Source organism: Cytobacillus massiliigabonensis, from assembly GCF_900199725.1.
Taxonomy (GTDB): domain Bacteria; phylum Bacillota; class Bacilli; order Bacillales; family Cytobacillaceae; genus Cytobacillus; species Cytobacillus massiliigabonensis.
This window is the reverse complement of the sequence record NZ_LT904903.1, coordinates 700,271-722,115: the sequence shown is the minus strand read 5'-3', so window position 1 is coordinate 722,115 and position 21,845 is coordinate 700,271. Positions and strand designations below refer to the sequence as shown.

The 21,845-nt window shown below is 38.0% G+C and carries 18 protein-coding genes; 5 read left to right on the top strand and 13 right to left on the bottom strand.

From position 1 onward, the window contains the following. Positions 1-466: 466 nt before the first annotated feature. A complete protein-coding gene (locus C1726_RS09600) occupies positions 467-1,786 on the bottom strand; it encodes a uracil/xanthine transporter (protein ID WP_102272928.1) in 1,320 nt (439 codons plus the stop codon). Positions 1,787-1,978: 192 nt separating this feature from the next. Then, on the bottom strand, positions 1,979-3,340 hold the full coding sequence (locus tag C1726_RS09595) for an aspartate kinase (RefSeq protein ID WP_102272927.1): 1,362 nt from the start codon (positions 3,338-3,340) through the stop codon (positions 1,979-1,981). A gap of 304 nt (positions 3,341-3,644) precedes the next feature. Here C1726_RS09595 and C1726_RS09590 point away from each other — a divergent pair, with 304 nt between their 5' ends. Next, on the top strand, positions 3,645-4,781 hold the full coding sequence (locus C1726_RS09590) for a SpoIIE family protein phosphatase (RefSeq protein WP_102272926.1): 1,137 nt from the start codon (positions 3,645-3,647) through the stop codon (positions 4,779-4,781). Between the two features lie 60 nt (positions 4,782-4,841). Here C1726_RS09590 and mnhG read toward each other — a convergent pair whose 3' ends face one another. The 7 genes from mnhG to C1726_RS09555 are packed head-to-tail and all read right to left on the bottom strand — an operon-like array spanning position 4,842 to position 10,633. Continuing rightward, complete coding sequence (gene mnhG / locus C1726_RS09585) at positions 4,842-5,189, bottom strand: monovalent cation/H(+) antiporter subunit G (protein ID WP_180968169.1); 348 nt, start codon at positions 5,187-5,189, stop codon at positions 4,842-4,844. Continuing rightward, entirely contained in the window at positions 5,179-5,463 is a 285-nt protein-coding gene (locus tag C1726_RS09580) for a Na(+)/H(+) antiporter subunit F1 (RefSeq protein ID WP_102272924.1), read from the bottom strand. The genes mnhG and C1726_RS09580 overlap by 11 nt, the downstream gene beginning before the upstream one ends. Continuing rightward, entirely contained in the window at positions 5,463-5,939 is a 477-nt protein-coding gene (locus C1726_RS09575) for a Na+/H+ antiporter subunit E (RefSeq protein ID WP_102272923.1), read from the bottom strand. The genes C1726_RS09580 and C1726_RS09575 overlap by 1 nt, the downstream gene beginning before the upstream one ends. A gap of 43 nt (positions 5,940-5,982) precedes the next feature. Then, positions 5,983-7,476, bottom strand: coding sequence for a Na+/H+ antiporter subunit D (locus C1726_RS09570; RefSeq protein WP_102272922.1), 1,494 nt, complete (start codon positions 7,474-7,476; stop codon positions 5,983-5,985). Continuing rightward, positions 7,469-7,807, bottom strand: a complete 339-nt coding sequence (locus C1726_RS09565; protein ID WP_102272921.1) for a Na(+)/H(+) antiporter subunit C — start codon at positions 7,805-7,807, stop codon at positions 7,469-7,471. Before C1726_RS09565 ends, C1726_RS09570 begins: the two co-directional genes overlap by 8 nt. 1 nt (position 7,808) lies before the next feature. Beyond that, a complete protein-coding gene (locus C1726_RS09560; RefSeq protein WP_102272920.1) occupies positions 7,809-8,231 on the bottom strand; it encodes a Na(+)/H(+) antiporter subunit B in 423 nt (140 codons plus the stop codon). After that, positions 8,228-10,633 (bottom strand): Na+/H+ antiporter subunit A, encoded by a 2,406-nt coding sequence (locus C1726_RS09555; RefSeq protein WP_102272919.1) that lies wholly within the window; start codon positions 10,631-10,633, stop codon positions 8,228-8,230. The genes C1726_RS09560 and C1726_RS09555 overlap by 4 nt, the downstream gene beginning before the upstream one ends. 151 nt (positions 10,634-10,784) lie before the next feature. Here C1726_RS09555 and C1726_RS09550 point away from each other — a divergent pair, with 151 nt between their 5' ends. Continuing rightward, complete coding sequence (locus C1726_RS09550) at positions 10,785-11,474, top strand: universal stress protein (protein ID WP_102272918.1); 690 nt, start codon at positions 10,785-10,787, stop codon at positions 11,472-11,474. A 52-nt stretch (positions 11,475-11,526) separates the two neighbouring features. Here C1726_RS09550 and C1726_RS09545 read toward each other — a convergent pair whose 3' ends face one another. From C1726_RS09545 to C1726_RS09530, 4 genes are all read right to left on the bottom strand, one after another. Beyond that, the gene (locus C1726_RS09545) at positions 11,527-12,090 is read right to left on the bottom strand and encodes a tyrosine-type recombinase/integrase (RefSeq protein WP_102272917.1); all 564 of its coding nucleotides are present in this window, start codon (positions 12,088-12,090) and stop codon (positions 11,527-11,529) included. A 135-nt stretch (positions 12,091-12,225) separates the two neighbouring features. Next, positions 12,226-13,056 (bottom strand): CheR family methyltransferase, encoded by an 831-nt coding sequence (locus C1726_RS09540; RefSeq protein ID WP_180968153.1) that lies wholly within the window; start codon positions 13,054-13,056, stop codon positions 12,226-12,228. A gap of 37 nt (positions 13,057-13,093) precedes the next feature. After that, complete coding sequence (locus tag C1726_RS09535) at positions 13,094-15,877, bottom strand: response regulator (RefSeq protein ID WP_102272916.1); 2,784 nt, start codon at positions 15,875-15,877, stop codon at positions 13,094-13,096. A gap of 154 nt (positions 15,878-16,031) precedes the next feature. Next, complete coding sequence (locus C1726_RS09530; protein ID WP_102272915.1) at positions 16,032-18,734, bottom strand: GTP-binding protein; 2,703 nt, start codon at positions 18,732-18,734, stop codon at positions 16,032-16,034. 366 nt (positions 18,735-19,100) lie between these two features. Here C1726_RS09530 and C1726_RS09525 point away from each other — a divergent pair, with 366 nt between their 5' ends. From C1726_RS09525 to C1726_RS09515, 3 genes are read left to right on the top strand one after another with little or no spacing between them, the layout of a single operon-like run. Continuing rightward, entirely contained in the window at positions 19,101-20,759 is a 1,659-nt protein-coding gene (locus C1726_RS09525; protein WP_102272914.1) for a glutamine--tRNA ligase/YqeY domain fusion protein, read from the top strand. Positions 20,760-20,798: 39 nt separating this feature from the next. Continuing rightward, the gene (locus tag C1726_RS09520) at positions 20,799-21,149 is read left to right on the top strand and encodes an ASCH domain-containing protein (protein ID WP_102272913.1); all 351 of its coding nucleotides are present in this window, start codon (positions 20,799-20,801) and stop codon (positions 21,147-21,149) included. Beyond that, positions 21,149-21,589: a hypothetical protein gene (locus tag C1726_RS09515; RefSeq protein ID WP_102272912.1), complete on the top strand. Its 441-nt coding sequence runs from the start codon at positions 21,149-21,151 to the stop codon at positions 21,587-21,589. The genes C1726_RS09520 and C1726_RS09515 overlap by 1 nt, the downstream gene beginning before the upstream one ends. Positions 21,590-21,845: the final 256 nt, after the last annotated feature.

The window sequence follows — 21,845 nt, the reverse complement described above, 5'->3', positions numbered from 1 at the left end:
GGACTTTTTACAAGCTATCCGGACATGATCGGGACTTCATAACCTTGATGAAGGACTTTTTACTAGTATTCGAACATGAATTGGCCTTCATAACCTTGATGATGGACTCTTTTCAAGCTATCCCACCGAATTCGGGCTTTCATTTCCTTGATAAAGAACTCTTTACAAGCTAACCGGACATGATTGGACTTTCATAACCTTGATGAGGGACTTTTTACAAGCTATCCGGACATGATCGAGACTTCATAACCTTGATGAAGGACTTTTTACAAGCTAACCGATCAATATCTATCCTTCATATGTAGTTATCTTTATGAAGAATATAAAAAAAGGCAGGGGGATTTAACAAAATTCCCCTGCCCTTTTTATACTGAACTTCAATGCATAAGGTTTCCATTGCTATTTTCTTATGAGAGCCCGCTATCACAAAAGCATCAACTTTTTTGTCCACCACAAGCGATCAAACTTATAGCTTCTGCCCACGCATGCCGCCTGGCACCTGTTCGAAGGCAGACCAGTTAATACATTTTTCTAATAAGATGGATAGAAGTACCCCCATTATTAGGCCATTTGAGATAAATGGCTGGATGAGTACAGGCAGGTTCTTGAAAAGGGATGGCGAGACGTTCATTAAACTGATGCCAATGAGAACTGGAGCAGCCAGACGAAAGATTGTATTTGAGTTAAACTCTTTTCCATTCAAACTGCCAAACGCCGTACCAAACAACTGCAAGTACGCAACAAACAGGACTGCATTCCCAACGGTAATAGGCATTGACGCTAATAATGATCCTAATGCAGGAATTAGTCCAATAACTGCGAGAAGTGCGCCGCCAATGTAAAGTGGCTTCTTTTCTAATATCCGTGTGCTTTGCAAGAATCCGATTGAAGAAGTAAATGGCGTGAATGGAACGAGTCCAAAGCCTGTCCCTACAACAGAAAAAATACAGGTTATAAAAATAGAATGACGGTACTGCTTCTCAGATGCCTTACTATTAAAAAGCTTTTGCGCAGCACTTATGGAAGCAATCGTATTGCTTAAATTTAACATTCCAGCAAAAAAAGCTACTGCTATGATTCCAACCTCTAGATTCGGATTTCCTAATGGGAATAATGTAAAAGCAAAACCAGAAGCTTGTGTGACTGAATCTGCTTGATTAAAAAAGATTAATTCATACAGCCCCCATCCAATAATCAAACCTATTAAAATTGAAAAATTACTGATGACTGTATTGCCCTTTAATTTTATTAGACTCACCAATATGACAATCCCAACGGAAAAAAGGCTAACAGGTATGTCAATCGTTCCTTGCTCTGTAACTTTCAGCATTCCTTTAAAAAAGATAAAAACGAGCTGAAAGGTTAATAGAAATAAATAAACCGACATTACCATCGGACTAAAGATTGATTGCAAAAGAGAAATACCATTGAAAGCTGCAAGAATAATTGTCACTAGACAAGCCAAAAGGACCCCAGTGGCAATCCCTCCGCCAATGGAAGAATAACTCATTCCAAGTGAAGAGGCTGATAAGCCTAAGTTAAGAATTAGTCCCCACATTAAACCTGAATGACCTTCCATTAGGGGATAACGATGTCCTTTCCAGCCCTGCAATATACATGCAAGACCTGTAAAGACAAGTGAAACTTTCAGCATCATCGCCATCGTTTCATGTGGCAGGTGAAAGGCATTTGCCACAGATATCGGAATCATGACTGTATTTGCAAAAATAAAAAACAGCCATTGAACAGAAGAAAATACTGTTATCGATGAAAACCATTTATTCATATTTCCACCACTTTCTGAAAAACAAACTAATAATTTTATAACCTATTTTGCTAGGCAAAAACGGAAAAAAGCCGGCTTTTTCAGCCGACTTCCCTATTATAATATAAATTATCGCAGCCTTAAAATTTTTTTATTGCCAATCCATTAGTCAAAGCCTATTTTCACAAGACATACTACTTACAGTTCGGCAGCTTATACCGTCACAGCAGCAAAAAACTCCTCATAAAGTGCCTGCACTGCTCGCTTTTCATCAATTTCCTTTACTCCAAACATCATACTGACCTCAGATGAGCCCTGATTAATCATTTCGATATTAACGTTCGCATTTGCTAATGCTTTTGAAGCTCTTGCCGTCGTTCCGATATTGTGGCGCATCCCTTCTCCAACGACCATGATTAAAGCAAGACCCCGCTCGATTACTACCTCATCTGTGTGAAGCTCTGTTTCAATCCGTTCTTTTATTTCCTTTTCCATCAGCGGACTAAATTGGTTTTCCCTTAAAATAATGGAGACATCATCAATGCCTGAGGGAATATGCTCATACGATAATCCGAAGCTTTCTAATATAGCTAAAAGCTTTCTTCCAAATCCAACCTCTCTATTCATTAAATATTTACTGACATAAATGCTGCAAAATCCTTGGTCACTGGCAATGCCAATAACCGGTCCATTTGTATTATCCCGTTCAGACACAATCCTTGTACCAGGTGCTGATGGGTTATTCGTATTCTTAATTTGCACAGGAATGCCTGCCTTAAATGCTGGAACAAGCGCCTCATCATGAAGTACCGTAAATCCTGCATAGGAAAGTTCACGCATTTCCCTATAGGTTAACTCTTTAACCTCCTTTGGCCGGCTAACGATGGATGGATTAACCGAATAAACAGCATCTACATCTGTAAAATTTTCATATAGGTCTGCTTTAAGCCCGCTGGCAAGAATAGAACCTGTCACATCCGACCCGCTGCGAGAAAAAGTATACACATCCCCTTCCTTGCTATATCCAAAAAATCCTGGAAAAATTAATATACCAGAACGTTCACGAAGAGAATAAAGCAAATCATAGGACTCGGGAAGGACTTGGGCATTCCCTGGATCTGCACTGACAAATAGACCAGCATCCTTTGGATTCACGTAATGGGCTTCCACTCCCTGATTTTGAAAATAAGCTGCTATCAGCTTTGCATGATTATCTTCCCCGCTCGCTTTTATTAAATCTATGAACTGGCTTGGCTTGCTTCTGTCTCCGGTCAGCCTCGCTGATAAATCATCTTCAATGATCCTAACAATCTCACTAGGAAGCTGCAATTCAAATGCTATAGAGGAATATCTTTCTATTACCCTTTCAACCCATTCTATCGGGTCATTATTTAATAAGCATTGCTCTGCACATTCAATTAATAAATCTGTCACCTTATGATCTGCGGCAAACCTCTTTCCTGGTGCTGAAACAACAATAATCTTTCTTTCTGAATCGGATTGAATAATCTGAAATACCTTCTCAAGCTGTTTTCCAGTTGCTAAAGAGGAGCCACCAAACTTCACGACTTTCATCCATACATCTCCTAATCTCTAAAAAATTTAATCTTAATTTTACTCCTATTCAGAAAATAATCAAGAGTTTTTCTCCTGTATAAACACATTTGTTTATATAGAATGGACAAAAATTCTTCACACTATGAGTAATTACCTATATTCTTGAATAAATCAATTTGAATAATACTTACCTCCATGCCAAACGAATTGTTTTTAAGCGAATCCCTAACGGATGGAGGCTGTTTTAAAATATAATGATAGTATCTAATTCAACCGTATTTTTACATTTCATACAGGAAATTGAGAAAGGAAGCATAAACTCATGGGGATTTTAATAGTAGATGACAATCAATCAAATTTGTTTGTTATTGAAAATATTCTAAAGCGTGCCGGGTACGACAATTATCTATCACTCACATCCGCTAAGGAATTGTTTGCTTACTTCCAGCAAAAGCCGCCATTGCCTATGCAGGCAGACATTATATTAATGGATATTATGATGCCTGAAATGGATGGCATTGAAGCCTGCAGACGTCTTCAGCAAATACCTCATCTTAAAGATATCCCTGTCATTTTTGTAACTGCGCTTGAAGATTCTAACAAAGTCGTAGAAGCGCTTGATGCCGGAGGAATCGATTATGTAATGAAGCCAATTAATAAAACAGAGCTTCTAGCAAGGATTCGAGTTGCATTAAGATTGAAATATGAAAAAGACTGGCATATCGAGAGGGATGAGAAAATCCGAAATGAGCTTGACCTCTCTATGAAGGTACAGACGAGCCTTTTAAGTGAACCTGTAAAAAAAGAAAACCTATTATTAACAGCCTCCTATTTGCCCGCATATAAGCTTGCAGGTGATATGTATTATTGGCAAAAACTTGATGAAGACCGCTATGCTGCTATCCAGCTTGATATGATGGGACATGGGATATCCGCCTCACTCGTGTGCATGTTTATATCTTCTGTCTTAAGAGATGCGATCACATCAGGTTCTGATCCAGAATATGTCATGAAGGAGCTCAATCGATGGATGAATTCACTAAATCAGCGTAATCAGCAGATCCCCTACTACTTCACAGCTATCTATCTTGTTCTAGATACGAAGAAGAAGTGCATTGAATATGTAAATGCCGGCCATCCAACTGGATTTGCCTTAATTGACAGCAACGAGATAAAAGAGCTAGCCAGCAATACATGCGCTGTAGGATTTTTTGAGGAAATCCAAATTAGTAAAACAGTTATTTCCTATTCTGACTCTGTTCAGCTTCTGCTTTGCACAGATGGAGTGGAAGATTCAATTGAAAAATACGAGGAAAATGGATATGAGTTTCTAAAGGAAAAAGCGTCAGTCTATTGGACCGAAACCGATAATTTGCAGCCCATTGATCATCTTTTATCCAAAAAGCAGCAAGCAAACGCTGAAGATGATATGTGTGTAGTCTTCATTCAGGCCAGATAAAAAAGAAGCAAATAATCCAGCAGATTATTTGCTTCTTTTTCAGGAATATTGATTCCATATTTATGATTCAGTTCTTTTTATATATTCCTTCAAGTCATCTTGAATGCTTTCCTTCGCAAGCTCTACATGTGAACGATACGCCGCCCGGTTTAACAAATGCGCTACGACCGGCGAGGTTAAAAACACAAAAAAGATTCCTAGTATTAATCTAATGCTCACGTATCCCTCGGTCAGTAAAAAATAAAGAAAAGTCCCAAATAATATACAAAGAACCCCTATACTCGTGCTCTTTGATGCCGCATGTGCACGAGTATAAACATCAGGCAGGCGGATTAAACCAATTGCACTTAGAAAACTAAATGCCGTTCCGATAAAAATTAAAATGGAGACAATGATTTCACTCAGCATGTTTGCGTTCAATGACAACACCCCTTTCAATGTATCTAGCAAAGGCGATTGTGCCAACAAAGGAAAGAATCCCCAGCAAGAGAATAATATCTAAAAATGCATGTGTATGAAGGAGAATAGAAAGAATAGCCACACCTGCCAAAAGGTTGATTCCAATATTATCTAACGCCATCACACGATCAGGCTTAGAAGGACCTTTTACAGCACGATAGAGTGCTGCGATAATGGAGAGAGTGATAAAAAATAAACATCCCATTAAAAATAATTTGAACATTATCGGGTTACCTCCTTTATGGCTTTCTCATATTTAATTTTCGATTGAATGACAGCATGCTCAGATTCTGGCAAGTTCAACCCATGAATGTAAAAAATCCTATTATCTGAGGAAATCTCCATAACCACTGAACCAGGGGTTAAAGTTAGAAGTAGAGCGAGAAGTGTTATTTCCATATCTCCTTCTAAATCTGTTTCCAGCTTAAATATTCCTGGCGTTACATTGATCTTCGGTCCTATTACTTGGCGAATGACATATATACTTGACGAAATTGACTCACTTATAAACAAGAGAAACAAACTTAGAATAGAGATAAAGCGTTTCATATAAAAGGAAGCGGGAAAAAAGCGCCTCATACTAAACAAAACAAGGATACCAACTAAATAACCGCCTATGAATGATAAGATGCTCCATTCATCTTGAAAAAACATCCATAAAAAAGCGATAAATAGGTTAATTAAGACTTGAATGGGCAATGGTACCCCCTCCTTTCCATGGTCATCAGAAAACTATCAACTATTAACGAATGGGATCCCCACCCATAACTGCCTCTATATACAAAATCGGATTCAGCATGCTCTCAGTCGCGATTTGTACGTATTCATGGATACCCTCTGCTCCCAATCCAAGAGCAATTGTTAAGGCAGTAAGACAGCCGATTGGCAGCATGGTGCTCAAGCTGGTTGTTCCCTTCTCCATTTCCTTACTTACATACGTTTCTCCCCAAAAGCTATTCATAAAGATTTTCATAATTGAATAAAGAACCATTAAACTTGTAATGAGCCCAATTGCACCAAGCCAGTAGTATCCTGTTTCAAATGTCCCTCGAGTAATGAAGACCTTCCCCAAAAACCCGCTAAGCGGCGGGATTCCTGCAAGGGAAAGCGCAGCAACAAAGAACATCCAGCCCACATAGGGATGATTCCGTATAAGCCCGCTAATTTCCTTCAGCTTGCTCGTTCCGGTAAGATGAATGATCATCCCTCCTAATAGGAAAATAAGCGCTTTAATAACCATGTCATGGATTAGATAATAAATGGACCCCACCATTCCCATAGATGTTAATGAAGCAAGACCAGCGATGATGAAGCCAACCCCGACGATGACATTATAGGTTAATATTTTCTTTATATCCCAATAAGCTACTGCACCAATTGCCCCGAGTACCATTGTAATTGCCCCAAGAATGCCTATAGCTAAATGGGTGATTTCCGGCTCATGATAAAACACGAGTGTAAACAGACGGAAAATCGCATAAATTCCTACCTTTGTCAGTAAGGCAGCAAATATAGCAGCAACAGCTGTCGGCGGTGCACTATATGAACCTGGAAGCCAAAAGAAAAGGAAAAGAGCCGCTTTCATGCTAAACACGATTAAAAACAAAAAGGCAACCGTTGTCATGAGTCCGTCCTGTCCCGCCTCAGCGACACGCAAAGAAAGATGCGCTAAATTCAAGGTACCTGTTATTGCATATAAATAAGCGATGGCAATTAAAAACAAGGAGGATGAAATGACATTAATTAAAATGTACTTGACTGACTCCCTAAGCTGGAGCTTCGTACCGCCTAAAGAGATTAGTACATAAGATGAAATCAGCATGACCTCAAAACAGACAAATAAATTGAATAAGTCCCCTGTCAAAAACGACCCACATACACCTGAAATCAGAAATAAAAACATGGGATAGAAATAATGCTCTTCCCTCTCTCTCCCAATAGATGAAAAGGCAAAGATTAAACAGAAAAAAGCAACTATACTCGTCGTAAGAAGAAGGATAGCAGAAAACATATCAGCTACAATCGTAATGCCAAATGGGGCTTCCCAGCCACCTGCCTGAAGTGTCTGTATTCCTTCATTTCTAATTTGGTTCATCAATAAGATAGATACAGTACCTACTATAAGAATGGCAATGATACTAAACAGCCGCTGAAAACGAATATTTTTTCTAAAGATGACCATTATTAGACCTGCTATGACAGGAATAATGATTGGCAGTATAACAGTATTATTCATCTTCCATTCCCCTTAATTGATCCAAATTATCAGTCCCTAATGTTTTATACGTTCGGTAGCTGAGTACTAGAAATAGTGCAGTGACTGCAAAATTTATCACGATCGCCGTTAAAATAAGTGCCTGAGGCAATGAATCTGTAAATGTAGTGTCATGCTGGCCTAACAATGGAGGACCACCTTTCTTTAAACCGCCCATTGTAAGAATAAGCAAATTCACACCATGACTAATAATGGATGTTCCTAAAATGATCCGAAGCAAACTCTTCGTCAAAATTAAATAGGTTCCTATTGTAAAAAGAACTCCTATAAGAATAGACATTGATGTTTCCATTTTATCCATCCTCACTTATGCTTAAGATAATTGTTACTGCTGTTCCAATAACCGCTAGGGCAACACCAACATCAAATATAACTGCAGTTGCTAGCTCAGTCTTTCCGAAAATAGGAAGATTAAAATAGCCATAGGCTTGATTTAAAAAGGGCTTATCAAACAATAAAGAACTCGCTCCTGTAAAGATGGCAATTAATACTCCAAAGGCTGCCACTTTTTTAAAATCAACTGGGATATTTCTTCTAACCGTTTCAATATCAAAGGTTAGATAAAGAAGAACTAACCCTGAGGCTACGCTAAGCCCTCCGATAAACCCACCGCCAGGATTATGATGGCCTCCGAAAAAAAGGTAAATGGAAAACGTCAAAATAATAAAGACCGCTACCTTTGTTACTGAATGTAGAATGACATCGTTCGGTTTCATTTCTTCTCCCTCCCAGCTAATTGAAGCTTTATTAGTGTGTAAACGCCGAGCCCCGCAATACAAAGCACAAGAATTTCTAGCATGGTATCTAAGCCACGGAAGTCAACAAGAATGGCGTTAACGATATTTTTCGCACCGGCTAGTGTATAGGAATCTTCAAAGTAACCAGAAATCGATTCAAAAAGCCGATGATTATTCGCTGATAATGCAATGAAAGTAAAGACTGTTCCTACTCCCAGTGATACAAATAAATTGGTTAATTTGAACGGAATACTGCTTTTTTCCTTACGCAGCTCTGGTAAATGGTAAAAGCATAATAGGAATAACGCTGCTGTCACTGTTTCAACAACTAACTGTGTTAATGCTAGATCTGGTGCACGGAAAATGACAAAGAAAAGAGAGACAAGATATCCTAATGCACCGACAGCAATAATCGCTGTAAATCTAGATTTAGAAAAAAGCACAGTGAGGGCAGCAATAAGCATCGCGACAATAACCCCGCCTTCATATAGGTGAATGGGTGCATTATTTGATAAATCAAACGAGAGATCGTTCGATAACCAAAGCGACCATCCAAGCAAAAAGATCAAAAACGTAAAAATATACACTAAATAATCTCGGACAAAACCAGTCATATATTGTTTTGTCAGTTTCAGCGAGATTTTTTCCATACCTGCAAGCAAATGGTTATACATTCCATTTAACGTTAGTGCCTGCGGATAATAGCCATAAAGCGGGGACCATTTTTTAATAGAACGATACATAATCACACCAAAACCAACTACACCTATTGTCATAAATAGCTCCGTACTCCACCCATGCCAAGGGGTAATTTTGACCTCAATCCCGCCTGCTCCAGCAAATTGCGGGAGAACTGAAGTCAAAGCAGGCTGCAGCAAATGATCTGAGATTATATTAGGGAAAAAGAAAATAACAATGACTAAACAGCTAAGAATGATCGGTGGAATCAGCATGCCAATCGGTGCTTCATGCGCTTCCTTATCCAGTCTTTCAGGACGGTGTTTACCCATAAATGTTTTAAATACGAGAATCATGCAATAAATAAATGTAAATACACTCGCTGACCATGCGATAACTGGAAATAGCAATCCTAAGCTCTTCATTCCAAACACTGGTGATTCGAAAACCGTCAGGACACTTGTAAAGAACATTTCTTTGCTTAAAAACCCATTAAAAGGCGGCAGTCCTGCCATTGCAAAGCTTCCGATGATTGTTAATGTAAATGATATAGGCATGAGACTCATTAGCCCGCCTAATTTCCGAATATCACGCGTCCCAGTTTCATGGTCGATTATACCGACAATCATGAACAAACTCCCTTTAAAGGTGGAGTGATTAATTAAGTGAAAAAGTGCTGCTAAGACAGCAAAAGCATATACTGATGATTCATCTCCAAACCCAAAATACATAGAAGCCGAACCGATTCCAAGAAGGCTCATGATCAATCCTAATTGACTAATTGTCGAATATGCTAATAATCCTTTTAAATCCTTTTGATTTACAGCGTTAACCGAACCATACAATAAGGTAATTAATCCAATGCCTGATACAATCCAAAACCATTCAGCGATTCCTCCAAAAACAGGAGTCATTCGGGCTACTAAATAAATGCCTGCCTTAACCATCGTTGCAGAATGTAAATAGGCACTTATTGGAGTAGGTGCTTCCATCGCATCTGGCAGCCATATACTGAATGGAAATTGTGCAGATTTCGTAAATGCACCTAAAAGAATAAGAATCATCGCAGGCAGAAAAAGATGATGCTCTGTTATACGATTTGCATGCTCAACCATTTCACGTATGCTGTATGTGTCCGCCATCATTGAAAGCATAATCAATCCTGCCAGCATGGCAAGACCGCCAAAGATGGTAATTAACATCGACTTCTGGGCACCATTTCGTGAATTCTTCCGCTGATACCAGTAAGCAATTAATAAGAACGATGAAATGCTTGTTAACTCCCAAAAAACATATAAAACCAATATATTATCTGAGACTACAAGCCCAAGCATAGCTCCCATGAATAACAGCATATAAACATAAAAGTTATGAAGTGCTTCTCTTTCCTTCGACATATAATAAATCGAATACAAAACAACTAGCGCACCAACACCGGTGATTAATAAACCAAAAATCAGGCTTAGCCCGTCGATATAAGCGGTATAATTTATTCCTAATGATGGCATCCAGGGAAGGTCTAAGCGAATGGTTTCCCCCTTTGAAATAGAAGGAATATACTTTAATAAATATAGAAAGACTGCTAAAGGTGCAGCAAGAACAAACCAGCCGGTATGCACTCTTCCAGAAAGCCATTTATAAACAAATGGGACAAAGATAGCAAAAACAAATGGGATGAATATCATAAGGTGTAACCAGGACATCAAATCCCCCCTCCTGACCATTTAGTCTAAAAAAATTGTATTTTGTTAAATTACCAGTGGTTGATATTGACTGAAACGAGTGCATAAGCTATAGTCATACATAGTCTAACCGTGCCGCCTAAATTTCATCTAACTTTGAGGTGAGTATTAAATGAAGAAATTCAAAGGACGTATGGACGAAAGCATCCTCGTCTGCGTCTATTATGGGCCAAATGGTGAACGGCTCATTCAGCGTGGATGTAATATAGCGCATATGCTTGATTGTCCACTATATATCCTAACCATTGATCGTTTGCCTTTTGATGAGCTGGATGCCGAAAAATCAGATTATATTACAAGATGGAAGCAGTTAGCTGAACAGCATAATGCAGAGGAATTTATCTTAAAAGATAATGAAAAACGGCCAATCGCAAAAGTGATAGCTGAAATCGCAAGAGAAAAGAAAATAACTCAAATTATTTTAGGCCAGACAGCCCAGAGCCGATGGGAGCAAATTGCAAAGGGGTCCATCATAAACTCATTATTACGTGAAATCCCTTTCGTAGACTTACATCTTATTTCCGTTTCTCGTGCACTAAGAGACCAAGAGGGGCAGTTTGAAAAAGGGGTCCGTGCGTATCTGACGAGAGAAGGAGAAGTTTATCGTTTAAGCTTTAACTATACGAAAGATGTTGAATTTGAAGGAATTTTCTTTAAGGACCATGGAACAGATTTTAATAATGGCGTATTTAAATTTATGAGAGATAAAGAGACACTGCAAGTAAATGTAACAGAAGACATTGTGAAGGAACTAAAGCATGTTCGAATGATTGAACCGCTGGACATAGATGATGATGAATGATATATGCTCTTCCACTTACTCATTTGTAAAGGGAAGAGCCTTTTTATTGTATTTATAAATTCACATCTACTTTTATTAACTGCTTTTCGTTCTTCTCAATTCCAATATAGCGTAAGGTTTCTGCTGGAGTATGATGATTATAGATCGACATTAATATAGAAATAGCAATGCCCTTACTGTATGCGTGATAGCCAAAGGTTTTCCTCAGTGTGTGCGTTCCTATTTTCCCGCTGATCCCCACTTCTTTTGCCGCTTGATTAATAATTCGATAAGCCTGCTGACGCGTAATAGGCAGGTTATTTTTCTTGGATTTAAAAAGGTAATCACAATCTTGTAATTTTGAATTTGCTAAATAATTTTCAAGTGCCATTTTTACTTGATTATTAATGTAAAAGCCCTTCTTTTCCTCGCTTTTTTCATCACTTATATAAAGAAACTCTTTCACATATGTTCCATCCCAAACATCACAAACTTTTAGGGAAAGCAAATCATGCACTCTAATCCCTGTATTAATTCCTAATACAAATAACAATAGATCCCTTGATGACTGATTTCGTAAATTCTTTTTTATGGCAAGAATTTTATTTATGTCTCTTATAGGATCGACATATTCCACCGTTATTCCTCCTACCGCCTAATGTTACATAATATAATTTTATCAAAAACTAAGTAACATTACAATTATCATAAATGCAAAAAAAATAGAGCGTAATGAAACACTCTATTTTTCCCTATCCAATTGCAGCCTATTTTAATTTGTTTTTTTTCGAAATATTTTTTCTTTCATATTGAAGTCTTCGAAATAATCGGCTTCTGTTCGAATGGACTCCTTACTCCCTAATCCGAGAAATCCGTTTGCACTTAAACTTTCATTAAATAATTCAAGAACATGTGACTGAAGTTTAACATTAAAATAGATCAGGACATTCCGGCAGATAATGACATGAAACTCATTAAAGGATCGATCAGTCACTAAATTATGCTGGGCAAAAACAACCTTTTCCAGCAAATTTGGATTTAAATAGGCGTACTCACAATCAGCTGTATAGTATTCAGAAAAGGATTGCTTTCCACCTGCTAGCATGTAGTTTTTTGTATAAGCCTGCATTTTTTGCAATGGAATGAGCCCTTTTTCTGCTTTTGATAGCACCTTTTCATTCATATCCGTTGCATAAATCTTTGTCCGGTTCATTAGCCCTTCCTCTTCCAGTAAAATAGCCATGGAAAAGACTTCCTCCCCAGTAGAACAGCCTGCATGCCAAATACGGATTTCTGGCAGCTCTCTTAGATAAGGTACGACCTCCTTGCGAAGGGCATAAAAGAAGGACGGATCCCTAAACATTTCTGTCACATTGATGGAGAAATCACCTAATAGTTTATTTAAATACGTTTCATCGTGGATAACTCTTTCTGTAAGGCTTGCAATGTTTGGCAATCTCTCTTGATTTAAACGGCTTTGAACCCTTCGCATAATTGAAGACTTCATATATTGTCTGAAATCATAACCTGAAAGGCGAAATACAGCCCATAAAAGGATTTCAAGCTCTACTTCTTCCTTATTTACTCTTGGCATTCTAAGCATCACTTCTCCATAAAAAATCTATTTCCTTATAACATTGCTACGACAGCCAAACCCTCATCACTGATAATAGCTGTTCGAGGTTTAACGGCTTGCTGATATAATCAGAGGCACCTGATTCAATGCATTTGCGGCGATCACTTTTCATTGCTTTTGCAGTCAATGCTATAATCGGTACATCCTGATGTTCCTCCATCCCGCGAATCCTCTGCATCGTTTCATATCCATCCATGACTGGCATCATAATATCCATTAACACAATATCCATTTTATTTGTTTCTTCGATTATTCTTAAACATTCCATGCCATTTTCAGCCGTTATTACATTCATGCCCTCCTTTTCGAGTGCATTTTTCACCGCAAAAATATTTCGAAGGTCATCATCAACAACAAGAACCGTTCTTCCTTTTAAAACAGTAGAGTTCTCATCAAAAGGTTCAATTGATTCAGCCGGCTCGTGCTCCACCAGTTCTTCAGTAAGCACGACATCAGCTATAGCAGATGCAGCCTCAACTTTCACTCTATTCTCCTCTATTTCTAGTAGCCCTTCCGGCAAACTAGGGATAAGTAAGGTAAAGCTGCTTCCTGCCCCTTCGCTGCTTTGTACTTTACATACCCCGCCAAGAAGCTGCGCAAACTCTTTTGTGATTGATAATCCCAATCCTGTACCCCCATACTTCCTCATTGTTGCACCGTCCACTTGCTGAAATGCTTCAAATATTTCCTCATGCTTTTCCTCTGGAATACCAATACCAGTATCAGAAACAACTACTTTTAGCCACATATCAGCTTCATTTCCAAAAGATATTTCTTGAAATTCCTGGCTGATTGCTTTTTCTACTGAAACAGAAACAGAGCCTTCCTCTGTAAATTTAAAGGCATTCGAAAGCAGGTTTTTAATAATTTGCTGTAGACGCTGCTCATCTGTAAAAATAGAATGAGGCGCCGTTTCACTTACATTAACTGTAAAGGCAAGATTTTTTTGCTTAGCAAATGGCATGAAGTGACGGTTTAATCGATCGGCAAATTCATTAACATTTACCTCTTCAAAATGAATATCAAGCTTCCCTACCTCAACCTTTGACAAATCCAAAATATCGTTTATTAAATTCAGCAAATCCTGGCCTGATGAGTGGATAACCTTGGAAAATTCAACTTGTTCTTCACTCAAGCCATGGTCTGGATCATCTGTCATCATTTCAGATAGCAATAAAATACTATTTAGTGGTGTCCGAAGCTCATGTGACATATTTGCCAGAAATTCAGATTTATATTTCGAGCTTTGCAGTAGTTCACGTGCCTTTTCTTCTAGACTCTCTTTCGCTGCTTGAAGTTCTTCTGATTTAAGCTCAGCATCCTTCGTCCGCTCTTCAAGCTGCTCATTGATCATGCGGAGTTCTTCTGCTTGTGTTTGCATTTCCTCAGATTGAGATTGTAATTCCTCAGATTGGGTTTGCAGCTCCTCGGATTGCATTTGCAATTCTTCCGTCTTTGCCTGTGACTCTTGAAGCAGACAGGCGATCTCCATTCTTCCAAGAATATTTGTAATAGCGATTCCGAGAGTTCCTAGCACCTCTTCCAAAAGCTTTACTTGTGTAGATGTAAAGGCTTGTAAGCTAGCTAATTCAATAACAGCTAACACCTCATCCTTTAATAAAATTGGCGCCATTAATATACTTTTCGGTTTGATTGTCCCCAGTCCTGTTGAAATCACCTGATAATCTTCAGGAACATCATTTAAGAAAAATACTTTTCTATCATTCGCACATTGCCCAACAAGCCCTTCTCCTTCAAAAAAGTAATCTCTTCCCGCCTTTTGCTCCATATCTGCATAAGAAGCAATGTTACGAAAAACAGGCTTTTTCCCTTCTTCCTTTAAATAAAAGACACCAAGCTTTGCTTCTAACACATTTGCTAAATTATTAATTAGCTCTTCAGCAAACCCTTTAATCGTTACATGATGACTATACAAATGGACAATGCTTGACGAATGAGTTGTTATCCAGTTTTGTTCTGTAATTTCCAAAGTATATTGCATTTCCTTTGCACTATAGGTTTCCAGCGATGAAGCCATTGAATTAAATGCGGACGCAATTTCACCGATTTCATCTTTTGCTTTTACATCAAGCCTCGGAATTCTTGTTAAATTTGCAAAATCAATCTTCTTGATTCCTTTTGTTATCGAATGAATATTTCTGCTTGTGCTTCTAATTAACCAAAGTGTTACAAGTATGATTAATATAAGTGCAACTGCGACTGCAGAGATTAGCACAATTACTAGGGTATTATATGTATTTGTAGCATTTTTCAATGATTCTTCCATTAACGATTCCTGATAATCCTTAAAATCGTCTAAGTTGATTAATAACCCATCTCGATTTGCTCGTTCTTTATCGTATAATGCTTTGAGTTTTTCTGCTTCCCCATTTTTCAGGTCTGCAAGAAATTGCTGTTCCATTTCATAATACGATTGATATGCTAATTCTATTTGATTAACATGCATTCTGCCTTCTTTCGTATTGACTGAATGCTGGAGATCAATAAGTCTCGATTGTATGCCTGCATCGTTTGCTTTCAATGACTCGGAAATAATCGTCGTATCTGTTATTTCTTTATCAACAACAATTCTTAAGAGCTGCCGATCAGCTTGATCAAATAATTGTCTAATTTCCGTTGCTTGCTTCACTTTATAATATCGGTCTTGGACAATTTCTATCATATTTGTTCTCATCAAATTGACCATAAACAAAATCACGAACATTAATAGAACCATACAAAAGACCGTTAAGCCCAATGCAAGAAATTGCTTCTTTTTAAAACTCATTTTTTCCTCCTCCTCCCTGCTAAAATATCATTCTTATGAAACTCTATCGGAATGCATTTTAGAAGGCTGTAGTAGATCAGTGGTGAATTTATTAGATAAGAGACGGAAGTATGATTACTTCCGTCTGATCATGTGGAGTCTTTGTAGTTTTTTCTTACTGATACTGATGGAGTGCTTTACCAGCATTTGTCATCCATTCAAATTGCCGTAGCTTCAGCTGGAAGAGTGTTATCGGATCCCGGTAGGTTTCCGGATTCATTCTCATTTCTCTTAATGATTCTTTATTCCATTCTATTTCTTTATTTGCTTCTTCTGCTGCTTCGTTTAGTACGCAGAATGGATGATCGAAAAACATGTGTATATCTCGATCTAACGCCTTCTCAAACAATTCAAATGGTTGAAGCAGCTGATTTAAAATTGCAGCAGATACACTGCTATAATCTTCATGTTCAATATATTGCTTATACTTATTAAGAATTAAAGCCTTATTCTGCGGAAGAGCGTTAAACAGTTTGCCTGCGCTTTTCAGTAAAAATTGGGCTGGGGTAAATCGCATAAGTATATTCATTTTTTCTAACTGAATCGAACCTCTTGTCATCCGGTCTGCATCCCGCCGCCAATCATCCAATAGTTTAAAGTCACAATCCAGTTTTATTTTCTCATCATTATAAAGGTCATTGAATCCAATACTCATTTCATTCAGGAAGCTTTGACTTTGTTCAAACTCGATCCTTGCATCAGAAATCCAATTTTGAAAAGCATCATGAATGCTCGGCAGTTCTTTTTCATCCATATAATTCTGAATTCTATCATTCATTTCATCATTAAGCTTGATATGGATTTTTCCAAAATCACAGTTCTCAGTAATATGCTCTGAGCATGTTCGCAGTAAACTTGGAATTTCCTCTGTTACTTCTAACTTCATATCATCTACCATTTTTCGAAAAGCTCTCTTGATCGTTCGAATCTTCTCTTCTTCCAGATCATTTAATTGATTCGTTGCCCCGTTAAGCTTTGTTACCATTTCTTCATTCCATTTTATTGAATCAATATAGCTATTTTCCATTTCTACACGTCTTTCTAGCAGATACTTAATCGTTCTTCGGATATATTGATGTACTTTAGATATGCGTTCTTCTTCAAGATTTCGATTGTTTTTTATTTCAGCTATAAGATTTGAGAGACCATTTAACTCGAAATCAGCAGTGGAAATAGCAAGAAGCTTTACTTTCGGGAAATACGTATGCACATGTGCAGAGACTTGGTCAACTACCTCTTGATCGGTGTTATTGATAAGAAAATGAATAGGCAGATTCGGTGCTTTCTCTCGTATCTTTAACGCTGCCTCAAGCTCCTTCTCCGAAAAAAGTTCATCTGAATTAAGAATAAATAATAAGCTATCAGCGAACTGCAAGTATTGATATACTTCATTCCTGAATTTATACTCTCCAGTCATGGCAGGCGTATCAATAATTGCAATTTTATTATCCTGCAAAAAAGACATCGGCTGCTTATATTGAATAATTGCTTGCGGATGGATGGATTGCTCTGATAGATTAGCAATCTCTCTAAATTCTTCATCAGAAATTTCCATTATTTCAGACGTATCACTATCTTTATAAATAGCTGGTATGGAGGATAGATTATGCATCGTTTTTTCGCCAATAGTTGATTGAATAAAATTTAATTTACTTCGATAATCAGTGCCAGCCAGAAGAATATGATGGTCATTCAGATTCAGCAGCTCTTTGACCATCCATCCAAAACGCTTTCCTAATTCAATTCCATTCTTTTTGGCCCACTGAGCAATAGATTCAAATAGAAGATATCCCTCTTCCAGTTCATCTCCATCTCTCGCGGTTTTCTTTAATAAACTTTCTGCTTTATTGATGATTTCTGGTTCAATTCCAGAGGTAAAAATTTCACTCCAGGCCAGGGTGGAAGCAGCGGCAAACAAAGCATGAGATGAGTCAGCCAGCTTCAGCCAATTCGTTAGGTGATCCGGGATAAGGTGAGACAATTCTTTGATTAAATACTTCCCATCGATTAATTCGAAATACGTATGATGATAGAGTTCAGATAACTCATGCCATTTATGCGCCTTGCTCCCATCCTTATGTAGAAGAATTTGATTAATCTCATTAAGCCAAGAAAAATAGAATTCACTATTCTTATAACACTTCCAGAATGATACGGATAGTACTTCAAACTTCATTAAGTCCACTTTATAGAGTGTATGCAGCACCTCACTGAAATCACTTGGAGGCATTTTCATCATTTTTCCTTGTTCAACATATGTGTGGAGAATACCGTACCACCGCAAATCTCCTGTGCGAACAGATTCATTTACCGCAAGCTCCACCGCATTATGCCAATCCTGATATTCCTCAAAAAAGGATCGTGCAATTTCCGTTACTTCCGAATAGTCCGGGTTTAAGATCACAGCTTCTTTAATCACTTCTACAGCCCGTTCAAGCTTCCCCTGCTCAATATAAAGTGAAAACAGCTGCAGAAGTACTTCTGTCTTTAATACATCTGAATCGGTATGAATGGATCGATAAATATCCTCTGCCGTTGAAAGCAGTTCAAGCTCAAAATAGGCATCAGCCATATTTTTCTTCGCCCATGGCTCTAGTTCATTACTTATGTTTTCCCATTTAAAAATGGCAGCTTCATAATCCCGGTTATGGAAATAGAATTCCCCTTGTGAAAAGCGGATATAGGATAAATCAGATAACTCCTTCTTCTGTTCCTCCATATAAAGATCTCCAAGGATTTTCATTGAATGCAAATACTCATTTTCGTTTACCAATGTTTGGTAATAAACTTTCTTATTTAGCTTTTCATCTATTGTCATCATGTTTCCCCCACGAACATTATTTTGAAAGATAAACAAATTCAGCCTAGAAAGCTGAAGGGTCACGGCCACGATTCAACAAATTTCTTCAACTCTTTCTTGTATTCTAACAAATTATCTATATTTTTTTGATTACATTATTGTATTCCATTGTAACAATTTTAATAATAGGAAAATATTCATGCGCTTTTTTATCTAAATAGCCGCTTTTAAATAAAATGAAACATGCATATATAAAGAAATTCGTCAGGATGCAGGTTTTTTTGTCACATTCTGCAGGTTCCTCACATCGTCCCTCATTGATTTACCTAGTAGAAATCAGTAAAATAAAGAATAACTATATATTATAGAAAGGCTGATACAGGTTTGGAAAATAATTCATCCAATTTTATTAAAAATATTATGATTGAAGATTTGGAGACTGGAAAGCATAAAGGAATTATCACTCGCTTTCCGCCTGAGCCGAATGGATATCTTCATATCGGTCATGCCAAATCGATTATTATTAACTTTGGTCTTGCAGATGATTTTGAAGGAAAAACAAATTTACGCTTCGATGATACAAACCCATTAAAGGAAGACCAAGAATATGTAGATTCTATTAAAGAAGATGTCAAGTGGCTTGGTTATGAATGGGATGAACTGCGCTTTGCATCTGATTATTTTGAAGAAATGTATAATCGTGCGGTCCTTTTAATAAAAAAAGGAAAAGCATATGTTGATGAATTATCACAAGAAGAGATCCGTGAATACCGCGGCACACTCACAGAACCTGGAAAAAACAGCCCGTACCGCAATCGTACGATTGAAGAAAATCTTGATTTATTTGAGCGTATGCGCAATGGAGAATTTGAAAACGGCAGTAAAGTTTTGCGGGCAAAGATTGATATGGCCTCACCAAATTTAAACATGCGTGATCCAGTCATTTACCGAGTAGCACATGCTACACATCACAATACTGGAGATAAGTGGTGCATTTATCCGATGTATGCTTTTGCACATCCGCTTGAAGATGCAATTGAAAATGTTACACATTCAATTTGTACCACTGAATTTGAAGATCAGCGCCCGTTATATAACTGGGTTGTTGAGGAATGTGATATGGAAAGCAAGCCGCAGCAAATTGAATTCGGACGCCTGAACATCACAAATACTGTCATGAGCAAACGAAAATTAAAACAGCTTGTGGATGAAGGCTTTGTTGATGGCTGGGATGACCCGCGGATGCCAACGATTTCTGGTTTAAGAAGAAAAGGCTTTACACCAGGAGCTATTCGCGAATTTGTTAAAGCAACTGGCGTTTCAAAAGGCTCTGGAGCTGTCGATGAGGCAATGCTTGAGCATTTTGTCAGAGAAGACTTAAAGCTTGAAGTACCGCGTACAATGGGAGTATTAAATCCATTGAAAGTAGTTATTACAAACTATCCAGAGGATAAGGTTGAAATGCTTGATGCTGAAATCAATCCTGAAAATCCTGAAATGGGTTCACGCCAAATCCCATTCTCGAGAGAAATTTATATTGAGCAAGATGACTTTATGGAAGATCCGCCGAAAAAATACTTCCGCCTTTTCCCTGGCAACGAAGTACGTTTAAAGCATGCTTACTTCATTAAATGTAATGATGTCATTAAAGATGCAGATGGCAAAGTCGTTGAAATTCACTGCACATATGATCCTGAGACAAAGAGCGGCACAGGCTTTACTGGGCGTAAAGTAAAAGGAACAATCCATTGGGTAGATGCAAAAAATGCCGTTCCAGCAGAGTTTCGTTTGTATGAACCGTTAATCCTTGATGCAGAAATGAACGAGGAAATTCCTCAGGAAAAAACATTCCTCGACTATGTTAATGCCAACTCACTGGAAATTGTCCAAGGGTTTGTTGAGCCTAATATGAAGGATGTTCAGCCGCAGGATAAATTCCAATTTTTCCGTCATGGCTATTTCAATGTTGATCCAAAGCATTCAACTTCTGAAAAAACGGTATTTAATCGCATTGTTTCATTAAAAAGTTCATTTAAATTATAATAACATCAAAGCAATTGGAAGAAATAAGGAGGAATTCAGGTGACAAATCAACATAATAATCAAGAACTGCCGCCAAAAACTTGTACAATCGATAAATTAGTAACGGTTCCTGAAGATATAGAAAAAGTGCTTGCAGGCAAAAAAACAGCTACACGCCGCAATGGACGCTATGCGGACATCGGTGAAATTATGACCCTTCAGGGAAAAGACTTTGTCGTTGAAAATGTTTATTCTCAAGCACTTGGTGAGTTAACGGATGAACATGCCAAGCAAGAAGGCTACGAAAATGTAGAGGAGTACAAAGAATCTATTCTTTCTTTCCACCCTGGTATGCCTTGGCTGCCGCAAATGAGGGTGTGGGTACATGAATTCCGTCCTGTTTCGGAGTAATGGATACACTTTACCGATTTATTGTTTACCTGCATGTAGGTAGTGCGGTTTTCTCAATTGGGCCCTTCATTATCTTAATTCCAATTGTAAAAAAGCTTCGTTCTGCCGATACAAATGTGCAGCAAGCCTATATCGATATCATTCGATTTTCCGTCAGACTCGTTAAACATGCTGGACATGTCTTAGTGGGGAGCGGTGTTTTACTTATTGTAATGGGTCCTTGGACATGGAAAGCATCATGGATCATTGCAACATTAATTGTCATGTTTGGTTCAATTTTTTTCTTAGCTCGTGCGTATACACCTACACTTCGTGTTTTTTTTGAGCCTAAACAAGACAAACCTAAATTAGTCAAAAAACTATCATGGTCAAGCTGGCTCTATCTCATTCTTCTTATGATCATGCTTTGGTTTATGGTGGCTAAGCCAGCACTTTGGTAAAAAACCATAATAATGGTCAGTCTCCTATTTAGAGGCTGACCATTTTTTAAAAGATAGGCGTATAACTTATAAGTCAGAGAATTGTCTAGCTTCAGCGCCTGCCCCCTCGAGGTCACAAGCCAATCCTCCCAAAAAGTAAAGAACACCTTTCCGGGAGGATTGGCTTGTGCTTGTCGGGGGTGAACACAAAGGAAAGCTTCTTTGAGAGATCATCGCAGGAACAATCGGAACTTTGATTGTTCCGAAGGCGCTTGCG

Excerpts from the sequence above, each read along its gene's own strand:
- C1726_RS09600 (WP_102272928.1), bottom strand. The coding sequence starts at position 1,786 with ATGAATAAATGGTTTTCATCGATAACAGTATTTTCTTCTGTTCAATGG.
- C1726_RS09595 (WP_102272927.1), bottom strand. The coding sequence starts at position 3,340 with ATGAAAGTCGTGAAGTTTGGTGGCTCCTCTTTAGCAACTGGAAAACAG.
- C1726_RS09590 (WP_102272926.1), top strand. The coding sequence starts at position 3,645 with ATGGGGATTTTAATAGTAGATGACAATCAATCAAATTTGTTTGTTATT.
- mnhG (WP_180968169.1), bottom strand. The coding sequence starts at position 5,189 with ATGCTGAGTGAAATCATTGTCTCCATTTTAATTTTTATCGGAACGGCA.
- C1726_RS09580 (WP_102272924.1), bottom strand. The coding sequence starts at position 5,463 with ATGTTCAAATTATTTTTAATGGGATGTTTATTTTTTATCACTCTCTCC.
- C1726_RS09570 (WP_102272922.1), bottom strand. The coding sequence starts at position 7,476 with ATGAATAATACTGTTATACTGCCAATCATTATTCCTGTCATAGCAGGT.
- C1726_RS09565 (WP_102272921.1), bottom strand. The coding sequence starts at position 7,807 with ATGGAAACATCAATGTCTATTCTTATAGGAGTTCTTTTTACAATAGGA.
- C1726_RS09560 (WP_102272920.1), bottom strand. The coding sequence starts at position 8,231 with ATGAAACCGAACGATGTCATTCTACATTCAGTAACAAAGGTAGCGGTC.
- C1726_RS09555 (WP_102272919.1), bottom strand. The coding sequence starts at position 10,633 with ATGTCCTGGTTACACCTTATGATATTCATCCCATTTGTTTTTGCTATC.
- C1726_RS09550 (WP_102272918.1), top strand. The coding sequence starts at position 10,785 with ATGAAGAAATTCAAAGGACGTATGGACGAAAGCATCCTCGTCTGCGTC.
- C1726_RS09540 (WP_180968153.1), bottom strand. The coding sequence starts at position 13,056 with ATGCTTAGAATGCCAAGAGTAAATAAGGAAGAAGTAGAGCTTGAAATC.
- C1726_RS09535 (WP_102272916.1), bottom strand. The coding sequence starts at position 15,877 with ATGAGTTTTAAAAAGAAGCAATTTCTTGCATTGGGCTTAACGGTCTTT.
- C1726_RS09530 (WP_102272915.1), bottom strand. The coding sequence starts at position 18,734 with ATGACAATAGATGAAAAGCTAAATAAGAAAGTTTATTACCAAACATTG.
- C1726_RS09515 (WP_102272912.1), top strand. The coding sequence starts at position 21,149 with ATGGATACACTTTACCGATTTATTGTTTACCTGCATGTAGGTAGTGCG.